The sequence below is a fragment of the Catellatospora vulcania genome, from assembly GCF_009720385.1.
In the GTDB taxonomy this organism is placed as follows: domain Bacteria; phylum Actinomycetota; class Actinomycetes; order Mycobacteriales; family Micromonosporaceae; genus Catellatospora; species Catellatospora vulcania.
Window position 1 is genome coordinate 229,584 of sequence record NZ_ML769302.1, and the last position, 24,392, is coordinate 253,975.

General features: G+C 70.2%; 24 protein-coding genes and 1 pseudogene. 3 read left to right on the forward strand and 22 right to left on the reverse strand.

The window, feature by feature from the left end:
* The 13 genes and pseudogenes from nuoL to F6W97_RS05370 form a co-directional block, all read right to left on the reverse strand.
* A complete protein-coding gene (nuoL, locus tag F6W97_RS05310; RefSeq protein WP_407924542.1) occupies positions 1-1,965 on the reverse strand; it encodes an NADH-quinone oxidoreductase subunit L in 1,965 nt (654 codons plus the stop codon).
* A 7-nt stretch (positions 1,966-1,972) separates the two neighbouring features.
* Complete coding sequence (gene nuoK, locus F6W97_RS05315) at positions 1,973-2,272, reverse strand: NADH-quinone oxidoreductase subunit NuoK (protein WP_120317851.1); 300 nt, start codon at positions 2,270-2,272, stop codon at positions 1,973-1,975.
* 4 nt (positions 2,273-2,276) lie between these two features.
* Entirely contained in the window at positions 2,277-3,062 is a 786-nt protein-coding gene (locus tag F6W97_RS05320; protein ID WP_155369539.1) for an NADH-quinone oxidoreductase subunit J, read from the reverse strand.
* Entirely contained in the window at positions 3,062-3,589 is a 528-nt protein-coding gene (nuoI, locus tag F6W97_RS05325) for an NADH-quinone oxidoreductase subunit NuoI (RefSeq protein WP_407924557.1), read from the reverse strand. The genes F6W97_RS05320 and nuoI overlap by 1 nt, the downstream gene beginning before the upstream one ends.
* Positions 3,590-3,599: 10 nt before the next feature.
* Positions 3,600-4,973 (reverse strand): NADH-quinone oxidoreductase subunit NuoH, encoded by a 1,374-nt coding sequence (gene nuoH / locus F6W97_RS05330; protein ID WP_155369011.1) that lies wholly within the window; start codon positions 4,971-4,973, stop codon positions 3,600-3,602.
* On the reverse strand, positions 4,970-7,399 hold the full coding sequence (locus F6W97_RS05335) for an NADH-quinone oxidoreductase subunit G (RefSeq protein ID WP_155369012.1): 2,430 nt from the start codon (positions 7,397-7,399) through the stop codon (positions 4,970-4,972). Before F6W97_RS05335 ends, nuoH begins: the two co-directional genes overlap by 4 nt.
* Positions 7,400-7,401: 2 nt before the next feature.
* Positions 7,402-8,718, reverse strand: a complete 1,317-nt coding sequence (nuoF, locus tag F6W97_RS05340; protein WP_155369013.1) for an NADH-quinone oxidoreductase subunit NuoF — start codon at positions 8,716-8,718, stop codon at positions 7,402-7,404.
* 26 nt (positions 8,719-8,744) lie between these two features.
* Positions 8,745-9,437: pseudogene (gene nuoE, locus F6W97_RS05345) on the reverse strand (NADH-quinone oxidoreductase subunit NuoE); the annotation flags it as partial.
* Entirely contained in the window at positions 9,434-10,762 is a 1,329-nt protein-coding gene (locus F6W97_RS05350; RefSeq protein WP_155369014.1) for an NADH-quinone oxidoreductase subunit D, read from the reverse strand. The gene F6W97_RS05350 and the pseudogene nuoE, both read right to left, overlap by 4 nt.
* On the reverse strand, positions 10,759-11,418 hold the full coding sequence (locus F6W97_RS05355) for an NADH-quinone oxidoreductase subunit C (RefSeq protein WP_230686436.1): 660 nt from the start codon (positions 11,416-11,418) through the stop codon (positions 10,759-10,761). Before F6W97_RS05355 ends, F6W97_RS05350 begins: the two co-directional genes overlap by 4 nt.
* Positions 11,391-12,047, reverse strand: coding sequence for a NuoB/complex I 20 kDa subunit family protein (locus tag F6W97_RS05360; RefSeq protein ID WP_155369016.1), 657 nt, complete (start codon positions 12,045-12,047; stop codon positions 11,391-11,393). The genes F6W97_RS05355 and F6W97_RS05360 overlap by 28 nt, the downstream gene beginning before the upstream one ends.
* Before the next feature lies 1 nt (position 12,048).
* Positions 12,049-12,417 (reverse strand): NADH-quinone oxidoreductase subunit A, encoded by a 369-nt coding sequence (locus tag F6W97_RS05365; protein ID WP_155369017.1) that lies wholly within the window; start codon positions 12,415-12,417, stop codon positions 12,049-12,051.
* Positions 12,418-12,495: 78 nt separating this feature from the next.
* Positions 12,496-13,764, reverse strand: a complete 1,269-nt coding sequence (locus F6W97_RS05370; protein WP_155369018.1) for a geranylgeranyl reductase family protein — start codon at positions 13,762-13,764, stop codon at positions 12,496-12,498.
* A 262-nt stretch (positions 13,765-14,026) separates the two neighbouring features.
* Here F6W97_RS05370 and F6W97_RS05375 point away from each other — a divergent pair, with 262 nt between their 5' ends.
* Complete coding sequence (locus F6W97_RS05375; RefSeq protein WP_155369019.1) at positions 14,027-15,022, forward strand: LPXTG cell wall anchor domain-containing protein; 996 nt, start codon at positions 14,027-14,029, stop codon at positions 15,020-15,022.
* Positions 15,023-15,333: 311 nt separating this feature from the next.
* Here F6W97_RS05375 and F6W97_RS05380 read toward each other — a convergent pair whose 3' ends face one another.
* The 9 genes from F6W97_RS05380 to paaA all read right to left on the reverse strand — a co-directional run bounded on the left by F6W97_RS05380 (position 15,334) and on the right by paaA (position 22,156).
* Positions 15,334-15,549 (reverse strand): hypothetical protein, encoded by a 216-nt coding sequence (locus tag F6W97_RS05380; protein WP_155369020.1) that lies wholly within the window; start codon positions 15,547-15,549, stop codon positions 15,334-15,336.
* Positions 15,550-15,598: 49 nt separating this feature from the next.
* The gene (locus F6W97_RS05385; protein WP_155369021.1) at positions 15,599-16,294 is read right to left on the reverse strand and encodes a demethylmenaquinone methyltransferase; all 696 of its coding nucleotides are present in this window, start codon (positions 16,292-16,294) and stop codon (positions 15,599-15,601) included.
* A gap of 55 nt (positions 16,295-16,349) precedes the next feature.
* Positions 16,350-17,156 (reverse strand): hypothetical protein, encoded by an 807-nt coding sequence (locus F6W97_RS05390; protein WP_155369022.1) that lies wholly within the window; start codon positions 17,154-17,156, stop codon positions 16,350-16,352.
* A 167-nt stretch (positions 17,157-17,323) separates the two neighbouring features.
* Positions 17,324-18,514, reverse strand: a complete 1,191-nt coding sequence (gene mqnC / locus F6W97_RS05395; RefSeq protein WP_155369023.1) for a cyclic dehypoxanthinyl futalosine synthase — start codon at positions 18,512-18,514, stop codon at positions 17,324-17,326.
* 62 nt (positions 18,515-18,576) lie between these two features.
* Positions 18,577-19,626 (reverse strand): 2Fe-2S iron-sulfur cluster-binding protein, encoded by a 1,050-nt coding sequence (locus F6W97_RS05400; protein ID WP_155369024.1) that lies wholly within the window; start codon positions 19,624-19,626, stop codon positions 18,577-18,579.
* 10 nt (positions 19,627-19,636) lie between these two features.
* Complete coding sequence (paaD, locus tag F6W97_RS05405; RefSeq protein WP_155369025.1) at positions 19,637-20,110, reverse strand: 1,2-phenylacetyl-CoA epoxidase subunit PaaD; 474 nt, start codon at positions 20,108-20,110, stop codon at positions 19,637-19,639.
* Between the two features lie 47 nt (positions 20,111-20,157).
* Positions 20,158-20,856 carry a 1,2-phenylacetyl-CoA epoxidase subunit PaaC gene (gene paaC / locus F6W97_RS05410; RefSeq protein ID WP_196278988.1) on the reverse strand — a complete coding sequence of 233 codons (699 nt, stop codon included), beginning with the start codon at positions 20,854-20,856 and terminating at the stop codon, positions 20,158-20,160.
* Positions 20,853-21,137, reverse strand: coding sequence for a 1,2-phenylacetyl-CoA epoxidase subunit PaaB (gene paaB / locus F6W97_RS05415; protein ID WP_155369026.1), 285 nt, complete (start codon positions 21,135-21,137; stop codon positions 20,853-20,855). Before paaB ends, paaC begins: the two co-directional genes overlap by 4 nt.
* A complete protein-coding gene (paaA, locus tag F6W97_RS05420) occupies positions 21,134-22,156 on the reverse strand; it encodes a 1,2-phenylacetyl-CoA epoxidase subunit PaaA (protein ID WP_155369027.1) in 1,023 nt (340 codons plus the stop codon). Before paaA ends, paaB begins: the two co-directional genes overlap by 4 nt.
* Before the next feature lie 225 nt (positions 22,157-22,381).
* Here paaA and F6W97_RS05425 point away from each other — a divergent pair, with 225 nt between their 5' ends.
* Together F6W97_RS05425 and F6W97_RS05430 are read left to right on the forward strand one after the other, a co-directional pair.
* Positions 22,382-23,383: a serine hydrolase gene (locus F6W97_RS05425; RefSeq protein WP_407924543.1), complete on the forward strand. Its 1,002-nt coding sequence runs from the start codon at positions 22,382-22,384 to the stop codon at positions 23,381-23,383.
* A gap of 70 nt (positions 23,384-23,453) precedes the next feature.
* Positions 23,454-24,392 carry a serine hydrolase gene (locus F6W97_RS05430; RefSeq protein WP_155369029.1) on the forward strand — a complete coding sequence of 313 codons (939 nt, stop codon included), beginning with the start codon at positions 23,454-23,456 and terminating at the stop codon, positions 24,390-24,392.

The following is a 24,392-nucleotide window of genomic DNA, read 5'->3' on the forward strand; positions in this document are numbered from 1 at the left end:
TTATCCCATCCAGCCGAGCTGCACCGCGACGAAGGCGCCGAGCACCAGCACCCCGCCGAGAAGCATCGAGAGCGCGTATGACCGCACGAAGCCGGTCTGGAGTCGGCGCAGCCTGCCCGAGCCCCCGCCGACCAGCGCGGCGAGCCCGTTGACGAGTCCGTCGACGCCCTTGTTGTCGACGAAGACCAGCGCCCGGGTGAGCCACTTGCCCGGCTTCTCGAACACGGCCTCGTTGAAGGCGTCGGTGTAGAGGTTGTTGCGGGCGGCGGTGACCACCGGTCCGGCCGGCTGCGGCACCAGCGCGGTGCCCTTGTTGAACAGCGCGTACGCCAGACCGGCACCGGCCACCGTCAGCACCAGGCTGAGCACGGTGATGGTGGTGTGGCTCAGCGTCGTCGGGTGCTCCTCGACGGGCGGGCCCAGCACGGGGGTGAGCCACTCCGCGACCGGGGAGGCCATGAGCCAGCCGGCGAAGATCGAGCCGAGCGCCAGCAGGATCAGCGGGATCGTCATCACCAGCGGGGACTCGTGCGGGTGCTGGTCGACCGAGCCCTCCTTGGCGGTGGTCCACCGCTTCGGGCCGTGGAAGGTCAGGATGAACAGGCGCGTCATGTAGAACGCGGTCAGGCCCGCGCCGATCAGCGCCGCCAGGCCGTAGAGCCAGCCGGTCCAGCCGGGCCGCGCGAACGCGGCCACGATGATCGGCTCCTTGGTGAAGAAGCCGCTCAGCGGCGGGATGCCGATGATGGCCAGCCAGCCCATCATGAAGGTGAGCCAGGTGATGCGCATGTACTTCCACAGCCCGCCGAAGCGGCGGATGTCCACCTGGTCGTTCATGCCGTGCATGACCGAGCCGGCCCCGAGGAACATGTTGGCCTTGAAGAAGCCGTGCGCCAGCAGGTGGATGATGGCCAGCGCGTACGCGCCGCCGCCCAGCCCGACGCCGAGGAACATGTAGCCGATCTGCGAGACGGTCGACCAGGCGAGCACGCGCTTGATGTCGTCCTTGGCCGAGCCGATGATGCAGCCCAGCAGCAGGGTGAGCGCGCCGACGCTGACCACGACCGTCTGCAGCGTCAGGTTCGCCGAGAAGATCGGGTTGGAGCGGGCGATCAGGTAGACACCGGCGGTCACCATCGTCGCGGCGTGGATCAGGGCCGAGACCGGGGTCGGGCCCTCCATCGCGTCGGGCAACCACGCCTGCAGCGGGAACTGGCCGGACTTGCCGCACGCGCCGATCAGCAGCAGCAGGCCCAGTACCAGGATCGTCGTGCTCGGCATCAGGCCGGCGGTGCTGAACACCACGTCGTAGTTGACCGAACCGAGCTGGGCGAACATCAGGAAGATGCCGAGCACCAGGCCCGCGTCACCGATGCGGTTCATGATGAACGCCTTCTTGCCGGCGGTGGCCGCGGACGGCCGGCCGTACCAGAAGGAGATCAGCAGGTAGGACGCGAGACCCACGCCTTCCCAGCCGAAGTAGAGCATCACGTAGTTGTTGCCGAGCACCAGCAGCAGCATCGCCGCGATGAACAGGTTGAAGTACCCGAAGAAGCGGCGCCGGCCCTCGTCGTGGGCCATGTAGCCGGTCGCGTACACGTGGATCAGGAAGCCCACGCCCGTGATCAGCAGGACGAAGACCGCGGTCAGCGGGTCGAACAGGAAGCCGAAGTCGACCTGCAGCGACCCGACCGGGATGAAGCTGTAGAGGTCCAGCTGCACGGCCCGGTTGGGCAGGTCGCGCAGCTCGAAGAACATGCCCGCGCCGAGCACGAAGGAGAACAGCACCGCCGCGCAGCCGAGCCAGTGGCCCCACTTGTCGGCCCAGCGGCCGGTCGTCAGCAGGATCAGCGCGCTGACCGCGGGGACGGCGATCAGGAGCCACATGTAGGAAAGGAGGCCCGTGGCCGAGGCGTAGACGACGGGCGCCTGCGCCCCCTCGGCGAGCATCAGAGTTGGTTGCATCTCCGCCTCAGTACTTCAGCAGGTTCGCGTCGTCGACGCTCGCCGAGCGTCGCGTGCGGAAGATCGACATGATGATGGCCAGACCGACGACGACCTCCGCTGCCGCGACCACCATCGAGAAGAACGCCATGACCTGGCCGTCCAGCGTCCCGTTCATCCGGGCGAAGGTGACCAGCGCCAGGTTCGCGGCGTTGAGCATCAGCTCGACGCACATGAACAGCACGATGGCGTTGCGGCGGATCAGCACGCCGACGGCGCCGATGCTGAACAGCACGGCCGACAGCACGATGTAGTACATGGGGGTCATCGGTTCACTTCCCCTCGGTGTGCTTGTTGGCGATCTCCGCCGAGGTGAGTTCGCGCGTCGGCAGGATCGGCGAGATGCTCCGCTCGGCGGGGGTGCCGTCCGGCAGCTTCGCCGGGGTGGCCACCGAGGTGGAGTTCGCGAAGACACCCGGGCCGGGCTTGGGGCCGGGGTAGTTGCCCGGCTCGAAGCGCGCCCGCATCTGCGCGACCTGGCCGACCCGCTCGCCCTTGGCGCGCTCGCGGTGGGCCAGCAGCATCGCGCCGACCGCCGCGGTGATCAGCAGCGCGGAGGTGACCTCGAAGACGTAGACGTACCGGGTGAACAGCAGCGAGGCGATGCCCTGCACGTTGCCGTTGGCGTTGGCCAGCTCCAGGCCGACGCTCGGCATGTTGCGGGTGGCCTGGTAGACGCCGGTGCCGAGCAGCCCGGCCAAGCCGAGGCCGAGCAGGATCGCGACGACCTTCTGCCCGCGCAGCGTCTCGATCACCGAGTCGGACGCGTCGCGGCCGACCAGCATCAGCACGAACAGGAAGAGCATCATGATCGCGCCGGTGTAGACGATGATCTGCACCATGCCGATGAACGGACCGGCCTGCACGATGTAGAAGACGCCCAGGCTGAGCATGGTGAGCACCAGCCACAGCGCGGAGTGCACCGCGTTGCGCGCGATCACCATGCCCAGGGCGCCGATGACCGCGAGCGGGGCCAGCAGGAAGAAGGTCCACTTCTCCCCGCCGGACACCTGGCCCGCCGTCTCGGCCGCCGCGGCGAGCACCTGAGTCGAAAGCATCATCGGGTCTCAGCTCCCGCCGACGTACCCGGGTTCGCCGGGGCGCCCAGGTAGTAGTCCTTCTCGGTGTCGCCCAGGCGCATCGGGTGCGGCGGCTGCTCCATGCCGGGCAGCAGCGGCGCGAGCAGCTGCTCCTTCGTGAAGATCAGGTCCTGCCGGTTGTCCCGGGCCAGCTCGTACTCGTTGCTCATGGTCAGCGAACGGGTCGGGCAGGCCTCGATGCACAGGCCGCAGAAGATGCACCGGGCGTAGTTGATCTGGTAGTTGGCGGCGTACCGCTCACCGGGCGAGAAACGCTCCGCGTCGGTGTTGTCGCCGCCCTCGACGAAGATCGCATCCGCCGGGCAGGCCCACGCGCACAGCTCGCAGCCGATGCACTTCTCCAGGCCGTCCGGGTAGCGGTTGAGGATGTGGCGGCCGTGGTAGCGCGGGGCCGTCGCGTCCGGCTTCTCCGGGTAGTGCGTGGTGACGGTCTTCTTGAACATGTGAGAGAACGTCACGCCGAAGCCCTTGACGGCATCCGTCATCGAACCCACGTCACACCTCCTCTTCGCTAGTCGCGGGCACGGTCTCGCGCTCGGCGGTCAGCCGCTTGGCGCGCGGGCTGACCGGCACCTGCAGGTCCATCGGCGGCAGCGGGAAGCTGCCCTCGGGACGCTTGGCCACCTGCTCCTCGAGCGGCAGCGGCGTCTCCTCCTTCTTCTGCGGCCACAGCAGGGCCAGCAGCAGGATCACGCCGACCGCGAGGCCCGCGTAGATCAGCTTCTCCTGGGTGGGGATGTTCTGCTTCTGCAGCGTCTTGATGCCGGCCAGGACCAGGATCCACACCAGGTTGACCGGGATGAGGACCTTCCAGCCGAAGCGCATGAACTGGTCGTAGCGCAGGCGGGGCAGCGTGCCCCGCAGCCAGATGAAGACGAACAGCAGCAGCAGCACCTTGATGGTGAACCACGCCAGCGGCCACCAGCCGGAGTTGATGCCCGGCCAGAAGCTCTCGAACGACGTCGGCGCGCGCCAGCCGCCCAGGAACAGCGTGGCGCACAGGGCCGAGACGGTCACCATGTTGATGTACTCGGCCAGGAAGAACAGCGCGAACTTCAGCGACGAGTACTCGGTGTGGAAGCCGCCGACCAGCTCCGACTCGGCCTCGGGGAGGTCGAACGGGGCCCGGTTGGTCTCGCCGACCGCCGAGATCGAGTAGATGATGAAGCTCGGCAGCAGCAGCAGGAAGAACCAGCTCGGCGCGGTGAACTCGAAGCCGAACAGGTTCACCGGCGAGCCCTGCGCCTGCGCGTTGACGATCTCCGAGGTGCTCATCGTGCCCGCGGTCATGAAGACGGCCACGAACGACAGGCCCATCGCGACCTCGTACGAGATCAGCTGGGCGCTGGAGCGCAGGCCGCCGAGCAGCGGGTAGGTCGAGCCCGAGGCCCAGCCGCCCAGCACGATGCCGTAGATGCCCATGCCCGAGCAGGCCAGCACCAGCAGCACCGCCACCGAGATGTCGGTGAGCTGCAGCGGCGTGCGCACGCCGAACATCGACACGAACGGGCCGAACGGCATGATCGAGAACGCGGTGAACGCGCACACGGTCGAGATCACCGGGGCGATGAAGAAGACCACCTTGTCCGCCTTGAGCGGCATGATGTCTTCCTTGAACGCCAGCTTCAGACCGTCGGCCAGCGACTGCAGCAGACCGAAGGGACCGTGCCGGTTCGGGCCGGGACGCACCTGCATCCGGGCCACCACGCGGCGCTCGTACCAGATGGTGAACAGGGTCATCACCACGAGGAAGACGAAGACGCCGACCACCTTGATGAGGACGATCCACCACGGGTCATGGCCGAACGAGGCCAGTGTCGGATCCCCCGTCGCCGGATCTTCGGCGAGGAGGTGGGGGGAGAGGATCATTTGCTTCCTCCGCTCACGGTCACGACCGCGCCCGGGTTCGCGCTGAGCGTGCGGCGCAGCGTGGAACCCGGCGAGTTGGTCGGCACCCAGACGACGTCATCGGAGATCTCGGTGATCGCGGCCGGCAGGGTGATCGCACCCCGCTCGGTCCCGACGGTCACCGGGTCCCCGTCGGCGACACCAAGTGCCGCGGCGCGAGCCTTCGACAGGCGCACCACCGGCGGGCGGGCGGTGCCGGCCAGCACCTCGTCGCCGTCGGTGAGGCTGCCCAGGTCGATCAGCTGCGCCCAGCTGGCCAGGATCGCCTCGTTCTGCTTCAGCGCGGGGGCTGCCGCGCCCGTCTCGGCCGGGGCCGCCGGGCGCTGCCCGCCCGTCGCGGGCAGGCTGCCCAGCTCGCGGCGCACCGCGAGCACGTCGCCGGTGCCCAGCGTGACGCCCAGGCGGGCGGCCAGCGCGTCGAGCACCCGGGCGTCGGTCAGCTTCGCACCCGTGTTCGGGGTGTCCAGCGCCTGCTCGTAGGTGCGCAGGCGGCCCTCCCAGTTCACGTACGAGCCCGCCTTCTCGGCGGGCGCGGCGACCGGGAACACCACGTTCGCGCGCCGCGACACGGCGCTCATCCGCAGCTCCAGCGAGACCAGGAAGCCGACCTTGTCCAGCGCCTGCTCGGCGGCCTTCGGGTCGCTCAGGTCGGCCGGGTCGACGCCCGCCACGACCAGCGCGCCCAGCTTGCCGGAGGCGGCCGCGGCCAGGATCGCGTCGGTGTCCCGGCCGGTCTGGCTCGGGATCACACCGGCCGCGACGCCCCAGGCCGCCGACAGCTCGGCCCGCGCCGCCGCGTCGGCGACCGGGCGGCCACCCGGCAGCAGCGTGGGCAGGCAGCCCGCGTCGACCGCGCCGCGGTCACCAGCGCGCCGCGGCACCCAGGCCAGCTTCGCGCCGGTACGGGCCGCCAGGCTCGCCGCCGCGGAGAAGCCGCCGCGCACCGTGGCCAGGCGCTCGCCGACCAGCACGATCGTGCCCGGCTCGACGCCCTCCAGGTTCGACAGCACCGCCGGCTCCTGGCCGGGCACGCATTCGGCCAGCACAGCGCCGGCCTTCTCCGCGCCGCGGGTCAGGAACGGGGCCACCGAGGTGACCTTGATCTTGCCCTTGGCCGCCGCCTTGCGCAGGCGGAGCAGGATGATCGGGCTCTCCTCCTCCGGCTCGAAGCCGACCAGCACCACGTGCTTGGCCTGCTCCAGGTCGGTGTAGGTGACCGCCTGCTCGCCGACGACCGACGAGGCCAGGAACTCGGCCTCCTCGGCGGACAGCGGGCGGGCCCGGAAGTCGATGTCATTGCTGCCCAGCACGATGCGGCTGAACTTCGCGTACGCGTACGCGTCCTCGACGGTGAGCCGGCCGCCGGTCAGCACGCCGACGCCGTACGCCCCGTCCCGCGCCGCCCGCAGGCCCTCGGCCGCGACGGTCATCGCCTCGGTCCAGGAGGCCTCGCGCAGCTCGCCGGTCTCGGCGTCGCGCACCAGCGGGGTGGTGAGCCGGTCGAAGGCGGTGGCGTAGCGGAAGCCCCACCGGCCCTTGTCGCAGTTCCACTCCTCGTTGACCTGCGGGTCGTTACCGGCCAGCCGGCGCAGCACCTTGCCGCGGCGGTGGTCGGTGCGCATGTCGCAGCCCGACGCGCAGTGCTCGCACTTGCTCGGCGAGGAGACCAGGTCGAACGGCCGGGCGCGGAAGCGGTACTGCTCGCTGGTGAGCGCGCCGACCGGGCAGATCTGGATCGTGTTGCCCGAGTAGTACGAGTTGAACGGCACGTCCTTGGCGTCCTCGGCGTCCACGCCGAAGAAGGTGTCGCTGTAGACGTTGATCTGCTCGACCGACGAGCGCTCCATCAGGTCGATGAACTTGTCGCCCGCGATCTCCTCGGAGAACCGGGTGCAGCGCTGGCAGAGCACGCAGCGCTCGCGGTCCAGCAGCACCTGCGCGGAGATGTTGATCGGCTTCTCGTATTCGCGCTTGTGCTCGTGGAAGCGGGTCTCCGGCCGGCCGACCTGCATGGCCTGGTTCTGCAGCGGGCACTCGCCGCCCTTGTCGCACATGGGGCAGTCCAGCGGGTGGTTGATGAGCAGCAGCTCCATCACACCCTCCTGTGCCTTGCGGGCGACCTCGGAGGTGAGCTGCGTACGCACCACCATGCCGTCGGCCACCGTCTGGGTGCACGAGGCGACCGGCTTGCGCTGGCCCTCCACGTCCACCAGGCACTGGCGGCAGGCGCCGGCCGGGGCCAGCAGCGGGTGGTCGCAGAACCGCGGGATGTCGATGCCCAGCCGCTCGGCGGTGCGGATGACCAGCTCGCCCTTGGGCGCGGTCACCTCGATGCCGTCGATGGTGAGCGTGACGGTGTCGGTGTGCTTCTGTACTTCCTGGCTCATTGTCAGTGCGCTCCTGCCAGGGCGTGGGCGCTGAGCTTCGGCGCCTTGCGACCCTCGATGTAGTCCAGGTAGTCCTGCTTGAAGTACTGCAGGGAGGAGGTCACCGGGCTGGTCGCGCCGTCACCGAGACCGCAGAAGGAGCGGCCCAGGATGTTGCTCGCGGTGTCCAGCAGGGTGTCCAGGTCCTCGAGCGTGCCCTCGCCGGAGAGGATGCGGCGGTAGACCCGCACCATCCAGTAGTTGCCCTCACGGCACGGGGTGCACTTGCCGCACGACTCGTGGTGGTAGAACTCCAGCCACCGGTAGGTCGCGTAGACCGGGCAGTCCTGGTCGCTGAAGATCTGGGTGGCGGTGGTGCCGAGGATGGAGCCGGCCGCCGCCACGGACTCGAAGTCCATCGCGGTGTCGATGTGCTCGGCGGCCAGCAGCGGCGTCGACGAGCCGCCCGGGGTCCAGAAGCGCAGCTGGTGGCCGTCCTGCATACCGCCGGCCAGCTCGATCAGCTCGCGCAGGGTGATGCCCATCGAGGCCTCGTACTGGCCGGGGTTCTTGATCCGCCCGGACAGCGAGTAGATCATCGGGCCGGACGACTTCTCCGTGCCCATCGTCTTCCACCAGGCGGCCCCGCCCAGCACGATGTACGGCACGCTGGCGATGGTGCCCACGTTGTTGACGACGGTGGGGCTGGCGTAGAGGCCGTGCGTCGCCGGGAACGGCGGGCGCAGCCGCGGCTGGCCGCGGAAGCCCTCCAGCGAGTCCAGCAGCGCCGTCTCCTCGCCGCAGATGTAGGCACCCGCACCGGAGTGCACCACCAGGTCGAGGTCGTACCCGCTGCCCAGGATGTTCTTGCCGAGGTAGCCGGCCTTGTACGCCTCGTTCACCGCATGGCGCAGCCGCCGGGCTGCGTGCACCGCCTCGCCGCGGATGTAGATGTAGGCGCGGTTGGCGCGGATCGCGTACGAGGCGATGATGACGCCCTCGACCAGCGAGTGCGGGTCGTGCGACATCAGCGGCAGGTCCTTGCAAGTGCCCGGCTCACCCTCGTCGGCGTTGACGACCAGGTAGTGGGGCTTGCCGTCGTTCTGCGGGATGAAGCCCCACTTGAGCCCGGTCGGGAAGCCCGCGCCGCCGCGGCCGCGCAGGCCGGAGTCCTTGATCAGGGCGATCAGGTCGTCCGGGTGCACGGCCAGCGCCTTGCGCAGGGCGGCATAGCCGTCCAGGCGCTCGTAGACGTCGAGCCGCCAGGCGTCCGGCGACAGCCAGCGCTTGGTGAGGACGGGCGTGAGCTTGGCCAGGGTGGCTGCACTGGGCGTGGTCACTTCGCCGCCTCCTTCGAGGGAGTCGGGATGGGCGTGTTGATGTCGAAACCGGCCGGGCTGATCCCGTGCTGCTGCGCCAGGCGCACGCCGCGCAGCGTGGAGTCGCCCGCCGGGCCGTCGGCGACCGCGCCCTCGCGCTCGTCGGCGAAGCCCGCCAGCTGCAGGGCCGTCTCCTTCAACGAGCACAGCCGCGCGCCGCGGGTCGGCATCGGCCGCTGCCCGGACTTGAGCTTGCCGACCACGTCGAGCGCGCTCTCCGGGGTCACGTTGTCGAAGAAGTCGTAGTTGACGGTGAGCACCGGGCCGTAGTCGCACGCGGCGAGGCACTCGGCGTGCTCCAGCGTGATCTTGCCGTCCTCGGTGGTCTCGTCGTGGCCGACGCCCAGGGTCTCCGACAGGGTGTCGTAGACCTCCTGCCCGCCGAGCACGTTGCACATGGTGTTGGTGCAGACGCTGACCAGGTACTCACCGGTCGGGCGGCGCTTGTACATGGTGTAGAAGGTGGCGACCGCGCCGACCTGGGCCTTGGTCAGGCCCAGCTGCTCGGCGCAGAACGCGACACCGGCCGGGGACACGTAGCCCTCGACCGACTGGACCAGGTGCAGCATCGGCAGCAGTGCCGAGCGCTCCTTGCCTTCCGGGTAGCGCGTGACGATCTCCCGCGCCCGCTCCCGGGTCTGCTGGTCGAACACGTCCACCGACTGCTGCGGCGCTGTCATCGGTCACACCCACCCATCACCGGGTCGAGGCTGGCCCCACCCGCGATCACGTCTGCCAGCAGGCCGCCCTCGGCCATGGCCGGAATTGCCTGCAGGTTCACGAAGCTCGGCTCCCGCATGTGCACCCGGAACGGCCGGGTGCCCCCATCCGAGATCACGTGCGCGCCCAGCTCGCCGCGCGGGCCCTCGATCGGCACGTACACCTGGCCGGCCGGGACCCGGAAGCCCTCGGTGACCAGCTTGAAGTGGTGGATCAGGGACTCCATGGACTGGCCCATGATGTGCGCCACGTGCTCCAGCGAGTTGCCCAGGCCGTCGGTGCCGAGCGCGAGCTGCGCGGGCCACGCGATCTTCCGGTCCTCGACCATGACCGGGCCGGGCTTGAGCCGGTCCAGCGCCTGCTCGATGATCTTCAGCGACTCGCGCATCTCGGCCAGCCGGACCAGGTAGCGCGCGAACACGTCACCCTCCGGCTGGGTCGGCACGTCGAAGTCGTAGGTCTCGTAGCCGCAGTACGGCATGGTCTTGCGCAGGTCCCAGGCCAGGCCCGAGCTGCGCAGCACCGGGCCGGTGACGCCGAGCGCCACGCAGCCGGTGACGTCCAGCACCGCGACGCCCTTGGTGCGCGCGGTCCAGATCGGCTGGCCGGACAGCAGGTCCTCGTACTCCTTGATGCGCTTGGGCATGAAGTCGAGGAACTCGCGGATCTTCACGATCGCGGTGTCCGGCACGTCCTGGGCGACGCCGCCCGGACGCACGTAGGCCATGTTCATGCGCAGACCGGTGATCATCTCGAAGATGTCGAGGATGAACTCACGCTCGCGGAAGCCGTAGATCATCATCGACAGCGCGCCGAGCTCCATACCCGTGGTGGCGAGCCACACCAGGTGCGAGGAGATCCGGTTGAGCTCCATCATCAGCACGCGGATGGTGTTCGCGCGCTCGGTGATCTGGTCCTCGATGCCCAGCAGCTTCTCCACCGCGAGGCTGTACGCCGTCTCGTTGAAGATCGGCGCGAGGTAGTCCATGCGCGTCACGAACGTGGAGCCCTGCGTCCAGGTGCGGTACTCCATGTTCTTCTCGATGCCCGTGTGCAGGTAGCCGACGACGAGGCGGGCCTCGGTGACGGTCTCGCCCTCCATCTCCAGCACCAGGCGCAGCACGCCGTGCGTGGACGGGTGCTGGGGGCCCATGTTGACGACGATGCGCTCGTCGTGCATCGGGTCGACGCCCGAGACGATGCTGTCCCAGTCGCCGCCGGTGACCGTGAAGACCTTGCCCTCGGTCGTCTCGCGCTCCTGCGCGTATCCAGCGTTGCTGCTCATCGGTAAGCCCTCCGGCTGTCGGGCGGCGGGATCTCGGCGCCCTTGTACTCGACCGGCACGCCGCCCAGCGGGTAGTCCTTGCGCTGCGGGTGGCCGTCCCAGTCGTCCGGCATGAGGATTCGGGTCAGGTTCGGGTGGCCGTCGAAGACGATGCCGAACATGTCGTACGTCTCGCGCTCCTGCCAGTCCGCGGTCGGGTAGACCGAGGTGACGCTGGGCAGGTGCGGGTCGGCCGCGGTGACCGCGCACTCCAGCCGGATGCGGCGGCGGTAGGTCATCGAGGTGAGGTGGTACACCGCGTGCAGGCGGCGCTCCTCGGCGATGTAGTCCACGCCGGACACCGACGAGCACAGCTCGTAGCGCAGCGACAGGTCGTCGCGCAGGATCTGGCACACCTCGGCGATCTTCGCCGGGACGATGTGCAGGGTCAGCTCGCCGCGGTCGATGACGACCCGCTCGATCGCGTCGGCGAAGCCCGGGTAGGCCTCCTCCAGCGCGTCGACGACCTCGTCGTACCAGCCGCCCAGCGGCCGCTGCGCGTCGAGCTGCACCGGCCGCTTGCGGACCAGGCCGCCCATGCCGGAGGTGTCACCGGTGCCGGTGACGCCGAAAAGTCCTTCAGGCTGAGTCACCGGTGGGTCCCCCGCTCCATCCACTTCGTGATCCGCAGCTGCTCCTCGCGGCCCTCCGCGACGGCCTGCTCCCACTCGGCGCGCAGCGCCTTGTTGTAGCGGTAGCTCGACGGCATCGCACCCGGGGCGACCACGGGCTTGCCCTCGCGGGCCTCCTTGGCGGCCAGCATCTTGCGGCCGCCGGCGCCCAGCGGCTCGGCGAGGATCTTGTCGTGCAGCTTCAGGATCGCGTCGAGCAGCATCTCCGGCCGCGGCGGGCAGCCGGGCAGGTACATGTCGACGGGCACGATGTGGTCCACGCCCTGCACGATCGCGTAGTTGTTGAACATGCCGCCCGACGAGGCGCAGACGCCCATGGACAGCACCCACTTGGGGTCGGGCATCTGGTCGTAGATCTGGCGCAGCACCGGGGCCATCTTCTGGCTCACCCGGCCGGCCACGATCATCAGGTCGGCCTGGCGGGGCGACGCCCGGAAGACCTCCATGCCGAAGCGGCCCGAGTCGAACCGGGCCGCACCGGTGGCCATCATCTCGATGGCGCAGCAGGCCAGGCCGAAGGTGGCCGGCCAGAAGCTGGCCTTACGGGTCCAGTTGACTAGCCCCTGGACGGTGGTGAGCAGCACCCCGGAGGGGAGCTTCTCTTCGAGTCCCATGTCAGTCCCAATCCAGGCCGCCGCGGCGCCATACGTAGGCGTACGCGACGAACACCGTGCCGATGAACAGAAGCATCTCGACGAAGACGAACCACCCCTGGAAGTTGTCGAAGGTGACAGCCCAGGGGTAGAGGAAGATGATTTCGATGTCGAAGACGATGAAGAGCATCGCGGTCAAGTAGAACTTGATCGGGAAGCGCCCGCCGCCGATCGGCTGCGGGGTCGGCTCGATGCCGCACTCATAGGCGTCGAGCTTCGCCTTGTTGAAGCGGCGGGGTCCGATGAAGGGCGCGGCCGTGACCGAGAAAAGCCCGAAGGCCGCGGCCAGCGCGAAGAGCCCAACGATGGGCACGTACGCGGAGAGCGACACCTGCCTACGTCCTTTCTTCCCGGTTGATTAGTGTTTCGCCTGCTTGCAGCTCGGATATGATCCTCGCCCCGCGGCCCGCTACACCGCGGGTGCCACGCGGGACATGGCATTGATGATCCGGTCCATGGAGTCCCCACCCCGCGGATCGGTGAGATTCGCCAGCAGCTTGAGCACGAACCGCATGAGCGTCGGGTGCGGCATGCCGTGCTTCGTCGCCACCTTCATGATCTGCGGATTGCCGATCAGCTTCACGAAGATCCCGCCGATTCGGTAGTAACCGCCGAACCGGCGCTTGAGCTCCGCCGGGTAGGCCTGCAGGGCCAGCTCCCGGGCCGGGCCCGCTGGGCGCGCGAGGGCCTGGATCAGGACCTCCGCCGCCAGCTGGCCGGACTCCATCGCGTACGCGATGCCCTCGCCGTTGAAGGGGTTGACCATGCCGCCCGAGTCGCCCACCAGCATCATGCCCCGGGTGTAGTGGGGCGTGCGGTTGAACCCCATCGGCAGCGCCGCGCCGAGGATCTTGCCGTCGGCGTTGGCCTCGTTCAGGCCCCACTCCTCGGGCGTGCTGCCGATCCAGTCGGTGAGCATGTTCCGGTAGTTCGTCGCCTGGTAGGCCTTCGACGAGTTCAGCACGCCCAGGCCGACGTTCACGCGGCCGTCGCCGAGGCCGAAGATCCAGCCGTAGCCCGGCAGCTGGGCTGCGCCCGCCTCGCGGCTGCGCAGTTCGAGCCAGGACTCCAGGTAGTCGTCGTTCGCCTTGACCGGGCAGTGGTAGTAGCGGCGCACCGCGACGCCCATCGGGCGGTCCTCGCGCTTGGCCATGCCCAGCGCCAGCGCGAACCGGCCGGACACGCCGTCGGCGGCCACCACCAGGTGCGAGCGCAGCGTCTTGTCGCCTTCGGGGGTGCGCACCTCGACGCCGACCACGCGGCCGTCAGTGTCCAGCACCGGCCCGGTCACGTTGTGGCCGGTCCGCAGGTCGGCGCCCGCGGCGACGGCGCGCTGGGCGAGCATGTCGTCGAAGTCCATGCGGGTGCGCACGAGGCCGAAGTCGGGGAAGCTGGCCAGGTCGGGCCAGTCCAGCTCCAGCCGGACGCCGCCGCCGATGACGCGCAGGCCCTTGTTGTGCAGCCAACCGGCCTCGGGGCTCACGTCCACGCCCATGTCGATCAGCTGCTTGACCGCGCGCGGGGTCAGCCCGTCGCCGCAGACCTTCTCCCGCGGGAACTCGGTCTTCTCCAGCAGCAGCACCTTCGCACCATGCTTGGCAAGGTGATAGGCGGCGGCGGAGCCACCGGGACCGGCTCCAACGACGATCACATCCGCATCGACATCGGTCGGTGTCATGCTCACCTCCACCTCGGCCTTAACGCTCGTTAGGGGCTCGTGAAAGTCTTCACAAGCTAGTCCGGCGTGCAGTCTAGAACTGCGCCGGGACCCCCTACTGGTTAGGTGAACCTAAGTGCAGTACCGGGGCACCCTGCGCGCTGTTTCCGAAATGTCCCCCCAATCAGGTCGAGACATTCATGCATACCCCTGTTTGACATGCTCTGACCAGGTCATTTACGATTCGCGCCGCACCCACACCCCTGTCACCTGGAGTTCCACCGTGCCCGTCGCACCCCGACGCCGGATCGCCACCGCGATCGGCGCCGCCGCCCTCGCCCCGCTGGCCGCGATGGCGCTGGCCGGTCCCGCCAACGCCGAGCCCACCCCCGCTCCGGCCGCCGCCCCCGCCAAGCCCCGCGACATCTCGCTGTCCGTGACGCCCGCCACCACGAAGATCAAGGTCGGTGAGACGGCCAAGTTCACGCTGACCGTCAAGAACCACGGCTCGGCGAACGCGAAGGAGCCCTACTACGGCTTCCTCACCTCCCCCGGTGTCGACGTGGTCACCGCTCCCGGCGAGTGCACCGAGTACGACGCGTCCGAGGTCGATCTGGACGAGGCCACGGTCGGCTCGTACTTCGACTGCGTGCTCGCGTCGCTCAACGCCGGCGCGACCGTCACCCGGCAGGTCACGGTCAAGCTCACCGAGAACTCCGAGCAGGGCATGTGGTTCTTCGCCGACGACTGGGCCTACGAGAGCAACGACGAGCTGGACGACAACCCGGACAACAACCAGACCGGCGTGACGATCCTGTCGAACGGAACGGCCCCGACGCCGACCCCGTCCGCTTCGGCGTCCCCGTCGACGTCCGCCTCCCCGTCGATGTCGGCCTCGCCGTCCGCGTCGGCGAGCCCTTCCACGTCGCCGAGCACGTCCACCGGCCCGTCGGCGTCGCCGTCGACCAGCGTGAGCCCTTCGGCCAGCGTGAGCCCCTCGGCCAGCGTGAGCCCCTCGGCGACGGTGAGCCCTCCGGTCGGCGTCAGCCCTTCGGCGAGCGCGAGCCCGTCGAACAGTGCCGGCCCGTCAGCGAGCGTCTCGCCGTCGGCCACCGGCAGCGCCACGGCCTCCGGCGCTCCGACCTCCGCCGCCCCCGGGACGGGGACCGGGCAGCTGCCGCTGACCGGCACCAAGATCTACACGATGGCCGGCATGGGCGCCGCGGTCCTGCTCGCCGGCGCGATCCTGATGCTGATCGGCCGCCGCCGCCGCGCCTGACGCGCCAAGATCTGTTTTTGTGGACGCTGGACGCCCCTAGAGGGGCAGCAGGCGTCCACAAAAACAGATCTTGGTGACTCGCCGCCCCATCCGGCGCGTTCCGGAGCGGCGCTCCGATCGTCGCGGCCCGGCAGGTTGACGACGGATCCCGGCCCCACCTGCGGCCCGGCAGGATGAATGCGAAGCTCCCGGGCCCACCCGCCGCAGCCCGGCAGGCTGACGGCCGGCACCGGGGCCCACCCCCACGGCCCGGCAGGCTCACGACGGCCTCCGGGCCCACCCGCTCGGGCAAGACAGGTGGGTGGCGAGGTTCAGGTGGAGTCGCCCGTTGGTCGCTCCTCGCGGAGCGCGGTCGCCTCGGCAGGCGCGGGTTCGGCAGGCGCGGGTTCGGCAGGCACGGGTTCACGGACGCTGGCGCGGCGGATCGCCGCACGGCGAGCCGCCTCCTCCAGGTCCGCGACGCGCACCGGTGGTTCGCCGTAACCGCCGCCGAGGACGCCGATCACCGCGCTCTCGTCGTATCCCATGCACTGATCGTCCGGCGGGCGGACGCGCCCTGTCCGGCGAACGCGCGGATCAGGCGGGCTTGAAGGCCCTGTGCAGCGCCACGATGCCGCCGGTCAGGTTGCGGTACTTCACCTGCGACCAGGAGTTCTCTCCAATGATCTTGGCGAACTCGTTCTGGTTGGGCCAGGCCCGGATGGACTCGGCGAGGTAGACGTACGCCTCGGGGTTGCTGGCCACCTTGCGGGCCACCGCGGGCAGTGAGCGCATCAGGTACTGCAGGTACACGGTGCGGAACGCGCCGTTGACGGGGTGCGAGAACTCGCAGATCACCAGGCGGCCGCCCGGCTTGGTGACCCGGGCCAGCTCACGCAGCGCGGCCGGGGTGTTCGCCACGTTGCGGATGACGAACGACGTGGTCACCGCGTCGAAGGTCGCGTCGGGGAAGGGCAGCGCCAGCGCGTCCCCGGCGACCAGCGGGACGTGCGGCCGGTCGCGGCGGCCCACCGCCAGCATGCCCAGGGACAGGTCGACGCCGACCACGTACGCCCCCGAGCGGGCCAGCTCCTCGGTGGAGACACCGGTGCCCGCGCCCAGGTCGAGCACCTTCTCGCCGCGCTTGAGGCCCAGCGCGGACCGGGTGGCGCGACGCCAGCCCTTGTCCTGGCCGAACGACAGCACGGAGTTGGTCTTGTCGTACTTCTCCGCGACGCCGTCGAACATGGCGGCGATCTCGTACGGCTCTTTATCCAGGTCTGCGCGGCTCACAATCGCCACTCTGCCAAACGCCGTCCGGGCGCGCTGCGGCGGCCGCCACACTGCGCTACCGGATCACCTGTGTGGCGTCCATGTCGTCGCCGCCGTCGTCGTCGTCACGACCGGCGCGCACCCGCCACAGGTACACCGCGCCGCCCAGCCCGACCAGGCCGAGCAGCACGATCCCGAAGCCGACCAGCATCATCCCGCTGAGCGTGGCGTCGCCGGACTCCCCGGCCTCCGACGGCTCGGCCACGACCGGCTCGGTCGACTCGTCGGCGCTCGGCTCGTCCGTCGTCTCGGGCGTCTCGCTCGGGGTCGCGGACGGGCTGGCCGACGGCGACGCGGAGGGTGACGGCTTCGCCGACGGCTTGGGCGAGGCGCTCGGCAGCGGCTTGGTGACGCCGTTGAGCACGATGTTCGTGGCGTTGTTCGCCTTCTTCGGATCGCATTCGCAGGCCGCACTGAATGCGCCGGGCGCGATGATCTTGCCCTCGATCCGCAGGTCGAGGTTCCGGTAGACGACCACGCCGGGCTGGAGGACGATCGCCCCCCGCCAATCGGCCCCGAGCTGGCAGCGGGCCGTCGTGCGAGAGGCGTTGAACTCGCAGTTCGTCCCGCCGTTCGCCCGGACGATCACCGCACCCGCGGGGGCACGGTAGGCGAGCGTCACCGACTTGCCGCCGATCGGGTCGGGCCCGAGATTGGCGATGCCCACGGGCACGCTCACGGTCTGCCCGACGTCGCCCTGGCGGCCGTCCCTGGACTGCGCCGCGAGATCCGAGCCGGCCGCCCAGGCGGGCGACGCGACGAGGCCGAGCCCGGCGAGCAGTGCCGTCAGCACCGTCGCAAGCCTGATCACGTGCCGTTCCATCGCCGTCCTCCCACGATTCGCCAACCCTGGACGGTATCCGTGCATCCCCGGACCGGCCCATAGGCCGTTCAGTCACGCACAGCGCAGGGGTGATCACGAGTTCAGGTCAGGAAGTGCGGTCTGGCCGCGCTTCCTGACCTGAAACAGTGATCTTGGCTGCTACCCGCTCAGCGCGCCTCCACCAGCGGCAGCTGCTTGCCCACGCCGCCGCCCGCGATGGCGATGGAGGAGAAGTGGGAGGTCACGCGCTCGTCGGTGGGGTCGTCGGCCGGGGTCCAGTGGACCTTCATGTGCCGGTAGAGGGTGTCGCGCTGGGCGGGGATGCGGCCGGCGGTGCGGATGAGCTGCACCAGGTCGTGCAGGTTGGACCGGTGCTTGGCGCCCGCCGAGGAGATGACGTTCTCCTCCAGCATGATCGAGCCCAGGTCGTCCACGCCCATGTGCAGCGCGACCTGGCCCACGTCCTTGCCGGTGGTCAGCCAGGACGCCTGCAGGTGCGCCACGTTGTCGAAGAAGAGCCGGGCCACCGCGATGAGGCGCAGGTACTCCAGCGAGGTCGCCTGCGTACGCCCCTTGAGGTGGTTGTTCTCCGGCTGGTAGGTCCACGGGATGAAGGCGCGGAAGCCCCCGGTGCGGTCCTGCACATCGCGGATCATGGTGAGGTGCTCGATGCGCTCGGCGTTGGTCTCGCCGGTGCCCATCATCATGGTCGCGGTGGACTCGACGCCGTGCCGGTGCGCCACCTCCATGACCTCCAGCCAGCGCGCGCCCGACTCCTTGAGCGGGGCGATCGCCTTGCGCGGGCGGTCGGGCAGCATCTCAGCCCCGGCTCCCGCGATGGAGTCGAGCCCGGCCGCCTTGATGCGGACGACCGCATCCTCGATGGAGACGCCGGAGACCTTGGCCATGTGCAGGATCTCGCTGGGCCCGATCGAGTGGATCATGAGCTGCGGGTACGCCTGCTTCACCGAGGAGAACAGGTTCTCGTAGTAGTCCACGCCGTACTCGGGGTGGTGGCCGCCCTGCAGCATCACCTGGGTCGCGCCGAGCTCGACCGCCTCGCCGCAGCGGCGCAGGATCTCGGCGGTGTCGTGGGTCCAGCCCTCGCTGTGCTTGGGGGCCCGGTAGAAGGCGCAGAACTTGCACGCCGTCACGCACACGTTGGTGTAGTTGATGTTGCGGTCGATCAGGTACGTGACGACGCCGTCCGGGTAGCGGCGGCGGCGCACCGCGTCCGCGGCCTCGCCGAGCGCGTGGAACGGCGCGTCGGTGTACAGCAGCAGCGCCTCCTCGGAGCTGATCCGGCCGCCGTCCGCGGCCCGCTGCACGATGCTGTCGATCTCCCGGTTCGCACTCACGTCCCCGAGACTATCGGGTCGCCGCCGTGCCGGAACTGGCTGGTCCGTCACACCAGCGCAGATCAGGCGTCGAAATCGAGCACCAGCTCTTCGCTCGTCGGGCTGGACTGGCAGGTCAGCACGTATCCGGCAGCCAGCTCGTCGGGCTCCAGCGCCCAGTTCGCGGCCATCTGCACCGCGCCCGAGACGACCTTCGCGCGGCAGGTCGAGCACACCCCGCCCTTGCACGCGTACGGCAGCTCGCCGCGGTGGCGCAGCGCCGCGTCCAGCACCCGCTCGGACCGGTCCATGGTGAAGTCGGTCGACCGCCCGTCCAGGACGATGGATACCTCCACGTCCCCGCCCGCGACGTCGACGACGACCGGCGGCGCCTCCTCGGCGTGGAACAGCTCGACGTGCACCTTGCCGGTCGCGTCCACCGCCGCCAGCGCCTCGCGCGCCCCACGCACCACGCCCAGCGGCCCGCACAGGAACCACTCCTGCACCCCGGCCAGGTCGAACTCCTTGAGCAGCATGGTCACCCGGTCGGCGTCCAGCCGGCCCGACAACAGCTCGCTCGGTTGCATCTCCCGCGACAGCACGTGCACCAGCTGCAGCCGCCCGGGGAAGCGGTCCTTCAGGTCGGCCAGCGCGTCGGCGAACATCACCTCGGCGGCGCTGCGGTTGCCGCAGACCACCGCGAACGTGCTGCCCGGCTCGGTCTCCAACGCCGACGACACCAGCGACAGCACCGGCGTGATCCCGGACCCCGCCACGATCGCGCCGTACCGGCGGGAGCGGGCCGGGTCCAGCTCGGTGGTGAACCGGCCCAGCGGTGGCAGCACCGGCAGCGTCTCGCCCGCCGCGAGCCCCTGCGCCCGGGTGGAGAAGACCCCGCCCGGCACCCGCTTCACGCCGATCGTCAGCGTGCCCCGCTCGCGCAGCTGCGCCGGGGTCGAGCAGATGGAGTACGAACGGCGCAGCTCGCCGTCCAGCCGTACCGTGACGTGCTGTCCCGGCCGGAACGCGAAGGCCTGCCGCAGCTCGGCGGGGACCGCGAAGGTCAGCGCCACCGCGGACGGGGTCAGCGGCTCGACCGCGGTCACGGTCAGCTCGTGGAAGGTCGTGCTCACAGCGGCGTGCTCACAGTTTCTTGATGGCGTTGAAGGGTTCCAGGCAGGAGCGGCAGCTCCACAGGCTCTGGCACGGCGTCGAGGCGTACCGGCTGATCTGCAGCACCGGCGTGGGCTGCCCGCCGTGCGCGTGCGCGCAGCGCGGGCAGGCCGGCGTGCCGGACGCCCCCGGCGCGGCGATGCCGGTGCGCTCCAGCGCCGCCCAGCCCGACTCGGTGATCATGTCGGTGGACCAGGCCGGGCTGAGCACAGTCCTGACCTCGACGTCGGCGTACCCGGCGCTGCGCAGCGCGGACCGGATGTCGTCGCGGATGGCGTCCATCGCGGGGCAGCCGGAGTACGTCGGCGTGATCGTCACGACCACCCTGCCGTCCTCCGCCGTCTCGGCCCCGCGCACGATGCCCAGCTCGCCGATCGTCACCACGCGCAACTCCGGATCGGGCACCGCGCCTGCGATCAGGGCGATCTCCGTCTGCGCCGTCATCACGCCCTCCTTCCGGTCGCCTCGCGCCGCCGTCCCGACGGCCGTGCTCACCACTGCGCCCCGGGGTGTGCCCGGTGCAGCGACTGCATCTCGGACAGCAGGAAGCTCAGGTGCTCGGTGTGCCGGCCGATGCGGCCGCCGTCGGGCCGCCAGCGGTCGGCGGGGCGGGTCAGCCCGGCCTCGGCCAGCACCGGTTCGACGATGGCCAGCCAGCGGTCGCGGATGCCCTCGGTCAGCTCGTGGCCGTACGGCCAGAGCCCGTCGAGGGCCTGCTGCACCCGGCGGTGCGACTCCTCGGTGCCGCCGCCCAGCCGCAGCATCCACTGCGTCGCGTGGTCGAGGTGGTAGGTCGACTCCTTGACCGCTTTCGCCCCGATGCCCGCGGCCTGCTCGTCGGAGCCGCTCGCGAGGTCGGTGTAGCGCAGCAGCTGCGCCGCCGAGAGCATCAGCAGCCAGCTCATCGTCCAGCCGAAGTCCAGGTCGCCGCGGCCCGGCCCGAGCGGCAGCTCGGCCAGCAGGCAGTTGCGGAAGCCGTGGTCGTCGCGCCGGTACGCCAGCTCGTCCTCGTCGCCCGCGGTGGCCAGCAGCATCCGGGCCGCGCCGAGCTGGTCGAGGGCGATGTTGGCCAGCGCCACGTCCTCCTCCAGCGTGGGCGCGCGGGACACCCACTCGGCCAGTCGCTGCGCCGCGATCAGCGCGTCGTCTCCGAGCGCCAGCAGCTCGACCTGCTCCACGACCTCACTCACAGGTGTGCCACCCCCTCGGGCAGCTCGTAGAAGGTCGGGTGCCGGTAGATCTTGTCGGCGGCCGGGTCGAAGAAGGAGTCCTTCTCGTCGGGGCTCGACGCGGTGATCTCCGCGGCGGGCACCACCCAGATGGAGACGCCCTCCTGGCGGCGGGTGTAGAGGTCACGGGCGTGGCGCAGGGCCATGCCCGCGTCCGGTGCGTGCAGGCTGCCGGCGTGGGTGTGCGCCAGCCCGCGCCGGGGCCGGATGAACACCTCCCACAGAGGTTGGTCGCTGGTCACGCCGACACCTTCCTGTTCTTCGCCGCGTACGCCGCGGCGGCCTCGCGCACCCAGGCGCCGTCCTCGTGTGCCCGGTTGCGGTGGGCCATGCGCTGGCGGTTGCAGGGACCGTCGCCCTTCACCACCCGCATCAGCTCGTCGAAGTCGGGGGAGGTGTAGTCGTAGTGCCCGCGCTCTTCGTTCCACTTGAGGTCGGGGTCGGGCAGGGTCAGGCCGAGGATCTCCGCCTGCGGCACGCACATGTCCACGAAACGCTGGCGCAGCTCGTCGTTGGAGAAGCGCTTGACCTTCCACGCCATGGACTGCGCGGAGTGGGTGGAGTCGGCGTCCGGCGGCCCGAACATCGCCAGCGACGGGTACCACCAGCGGTCCACCGCGTCCTGCGCCATCGCCCGCTGCTCCGGGGTGCCCTGCGCGAGCACGTACAGCGACTGGTAGCCCTGGCGCTGGTGGAAGGACTCCTCCTTGCACACGCGGATCATGGCGCGCGCGTACGGCCCGTACGAGCAGCGGCACAGCGGCACCTGGTTCACGATCGCCGCGCCGTCCACCAGCCAGCCGATCGTGCCGACGTCGGCCCAGCTGAGCGTGGGGTAGTTGAAGATCGAGCTGTACTTCTGCTTACCGGTGAGCAACGCCGTGTCCAGCTCCGCCCGGCTGACGCCCAGCGTCTCCGCGGCGGCGTAGAGGTAGAGCCCGTGGCCGGCCTCGTCCTGCACTTTGGCCAGCAGGATCGCCTTGCGCCGCAGCGAGGGGGCGCGGCTGATCCAGTTGCCCTCGGGCTGCATCCCGATGATCTCGGAGTGCGCGTGCTGGGCGATCTGTCGGATCAGCCCGGCCCGGTACGCGTCGGGCATGGCGTCGCGCGGTTCGATCTTCTGGTCGGCGGCGATCACGGCCTCGAACGAGGCTTCGCCGTCCAGCGCCCGGTCGGCGGCCTCGCGCAGCGCGGCCTCGGCCTCCTCGACCTCGCCGAGCAGGCTCTCCGCGCCGGTCACCCCAGGCATACCCGTCTCCATGCGGCCAGTGTTACAGCTTTGCGCGTATCGGCGCAACAACTGTCACAACGAGCCCCGGCGCGGGCGCTCAGCCGTGACCTGCGTCACCGGTGGCAGCCGGAATGAGCGTGAGCAAGACTCGGAAATGGCAGCTCACGGCGGTACGACCTACCGTTGCTGCCAATCCGGGACCACCCCATACCCGGGCGACCCACGACAATGCCGTCGAACGGGAGCACTCCTCATATGCGCCGCCGTACCCCTCTCTCCGCCGCGACGATCGCGCTGGGCGTCCTGGTTTTCGCGCTGGTGGCCCCAAGCGCCGCCACGGCCCTCACCGGATCGCAGAATGTCCAGGTGAGCGCAGAAGCAGGCGGCACCCCACCGCCCCCGGCCACGACCGCCGCGCCCAGTGCGGCCCCGTCGACCGCCGCAACCCCCGCCCCGACCGCGACCCGCGCCGCCGCGAAGCAGGGCGCCTCGACGCGTGCCGCCGACCGGCCGAGCCGATCGCTGACCGCGGGCCGGGTCAACCTCGCCTTCACCGGCGACTTCATCGGATACGCCATGCTCGACCGGCGTACCGGCGAGGTGGTCGCGTCCCGCAACGCCACGCAGACCAGCAGCACCGAATCGATGATCAAGGTGTGGCTGGTCGCCGACCACCTGCGCCGCGCCGCCGAGTCCGGCCAGACCGTGACCTCGTCGGAGCTGTCCCAGGCCAGTGCCGCGATCAGGCACTCCGACGACCGCGCCGCGCAGGCCCTTTACCTGGCCGGCGGCGGGAACGAGGTCGTGCAGCGCATGATCGACATCTGCGGACTCACCGACACCACCCTGTTCGACCAGTGGTGGAGCCGCACCCAGATGTCGCCCCGGGACGCGGTCCGGCTGGCGCAGTGCGTCGCCGACGGCACCGCGGCGGGCCCGCAGTGGACCGGTTGGGTGCTCTCCGAGATGCGACAGGTGACCGGTTCGACGGCCGCCGACGAACAGTTCGCCACCACGGGCGGCGGCCGATGGGGCATCATCGACGGCGTACCCGACACCCTCGCCCGCACCCTCGCCATCAAGAACGGCTGGACGGCCATCGGCGCCGACGGCAACTGGCACCTGAACTGCCTCGCCATCAGCGATGACTGGATCATGAACGTGATGACCCGCTACCCCGTCGACAACGGCCTGCAGTACGGGGCCGACGTCTGCGCCGACGTGGCGCGACAGCTGGTGACGCCACCGCAGACCTGACCGGCGGACCACCCCTCCGCGTTCCCTGCCTGCCCTCCACCCCCGCCCTCCTCCCCCGGAGCCCCCCCTCATGACAGAGCTGTTCACCCGTCGGCGCGCGCTGCTGGCCGGCGCCGCCGGACTGACCGCGCTGACCGGCGGCGGATTCTGGCTGGCCGGACGCGGCAGTGCCGACCCCGCCGCCGCCGCGACCTGGCAGGACCCGTCCGTGTCGCCCAGCACCGCGGCGAGCCCGGAGTCCGCGACCGCCCGCAGCATGCCGGCGGAGCCCGGCCCGCCCGGCCTGGGGCACGCCGACATCATGCGCTCGGCGAACCTGAGCTCGCTGGTCACCGTGCAGACCAGCGCCTGGTGGAGCTGGGCGCTGATGGACCGGCAGACCGGCAAGATCGTCGGGTCCAAGAACCTCAACCAGACCAACATGACCGCCTCGATGATCAAGGCATGGCTGGCCGCGGACTACCTGCGCCGGGCCGCCGAAGCGGGCCAGACGCCCAGCTCCACGCGGATGAACGAGATCCGCACGATGATCCGGGACAGCGCCAACGGACCCGCTTCCACGCTGTACGCGGAGCTGGGCCGCTCGGCGACGATCGCGCGCCTGATCGACGTCTGCGGGCTGACCGACTCCAAGGCCGGCGACGGCTGGAGCACCACCCGGCTGTCCGCCCGCGACACCTGCCGCATCGCGCACGCCATCGGCAGCGGCAAAGCGGCCGGACCCACCTGGACCAGCTACCTCGTCGGCGAGATGCGGGCGGTGCGCGGCACCGGCGACTTCGGCATCCGCAAGGCCTTCCCGGCCGCGGAGCAGTCCCGCATCGCGATCAAGAACGGCTGGGTCGACCGGCAGGCCACCAAGGAGTGGAACGTCAACTGCCTGGCCCTCGGCGACGACTGGACCATGGCCGTGCTGACCCGGTTCCCGCTGAGCACGTCCTGGACGCACGGCGGCACGATCGCCAAGTCCGTCGCCGCCCAGCTGCGCAGCAAGACCGAGCTGGTCTGA

What these genes read in the sequence shown, in the direction of transcription:
- F6W97_RS05320 (WP_155369539.1), bottom strand. Translation starts at nt 3,062, where the DNA reads ATGCTTTCGACTCAGGTGCTCGCCGCGGCGGCCGAGACGGCGGGCCAG.
- F6W97_RS05430 (WP_155369029.1), top strand. Translation starts at nt 23,454, where the DNA reads ATGACAGAGCTGTTCACCCGTCGGCGCGCGCTGCTGGCCGGCGCCGCC.
- F6W97_RS05425 (WP_407924543.1), top strand. Translation starts at nt 22,382, where the DNA reads ATGCGCCGCCGTACCCCTCTCTCCGCCGCGACGATCGCGCTGGGCGTC.
- F6W97_RS05360 (WP_155369016.1), bottom strand. Translation starts at nt 12,047, where the DNA reads ATGGGACTCGAAGAGAAGCTCCCCTCCGGGGTGCTGCTCACCACCGTC.
- nuoH (WP_155369011.1), bottom strand. Translation starts at nt 4,973, where the DNA reads ATGATCCTCTCCCCCCACCTCCTCGCCGAAGATCCGGCGACGGGGGAT.
- nuoL (WP_407924542.1), bottom strand. Translation starts at nt 1,965, where the DNA reads ATGCAACCAACTCTGATGCTCGCCGAGGGGGCGCAGGCGCCCGTCGTC.
- paaD (WP_155369025.1), bottom strand. Translation starts at nt 20,110, where the DNA reads ATGACGGCGCAGACGGAGATCGCCCTGATCGCAGGCGCGGTGCCCGAT.
- paaA (WP_155369027.1), bottom strand. Translation starts at nt 22,156, where the DNA reads ATGGAGACGGGTATGCCTGGGGTGACCGGCGCGGAGAGCCTGCTCGGC.
- nuoI (WP_407924557.1), bottom strand. Translation starts at nt 3,589, where the DNA reads ATGACGGATGCCGTCAAGGGCTTCGGCGTGACGTTCTCTCACATGTTC.
- F6W97_RS05335 (WP_155369012.1), bottom strand. Translation starts at nt 7,399, where the DNA reads ATGAGCCAGGAAGTACAGAAGCACACCGACACCGTCACGCTCACCATC.
- nuoK (WP_120317851.1), bottom strand. Translation starts at nt 2,272, where the DNA reads ATGACCCCCATGTACTACATCGTGCTGTCGGCCGTGCTGTTCAGCATC.
- F6W97_RS05390 (WP_155369022.1), bottom strand. Translation starts at nt 17,156, where the DNA reads ATGGAACGGCACGTGATCAGGCTTGCGACGGTGCTGACGGCACTGCTC.
- F6W97_RS05380 (WP_155369020.1), bottom strand. Translation starts at nt 15,549, where the DNA reads ATGGGATACGACGAGAGCGCGGTGATCGGCGTCCTCGGCGGCGGTTAC.
- F6W97_RS05370 (WP_155369018.1), bottom strand. Translation starts at nt 13,764, where the DNA reads ATGACACCGACCGATGTCGATGCGGATGTGATCGTCGTTGGAGCCGGT.
- F6W97_RS05350 (WP_155369014.1), bottom strand. Translation starts at nt 10,762, where the DNA reads ATGAGCAGCAACGCTGGATACGCGCAGGAGCGCGAGACGACCGAGGGC.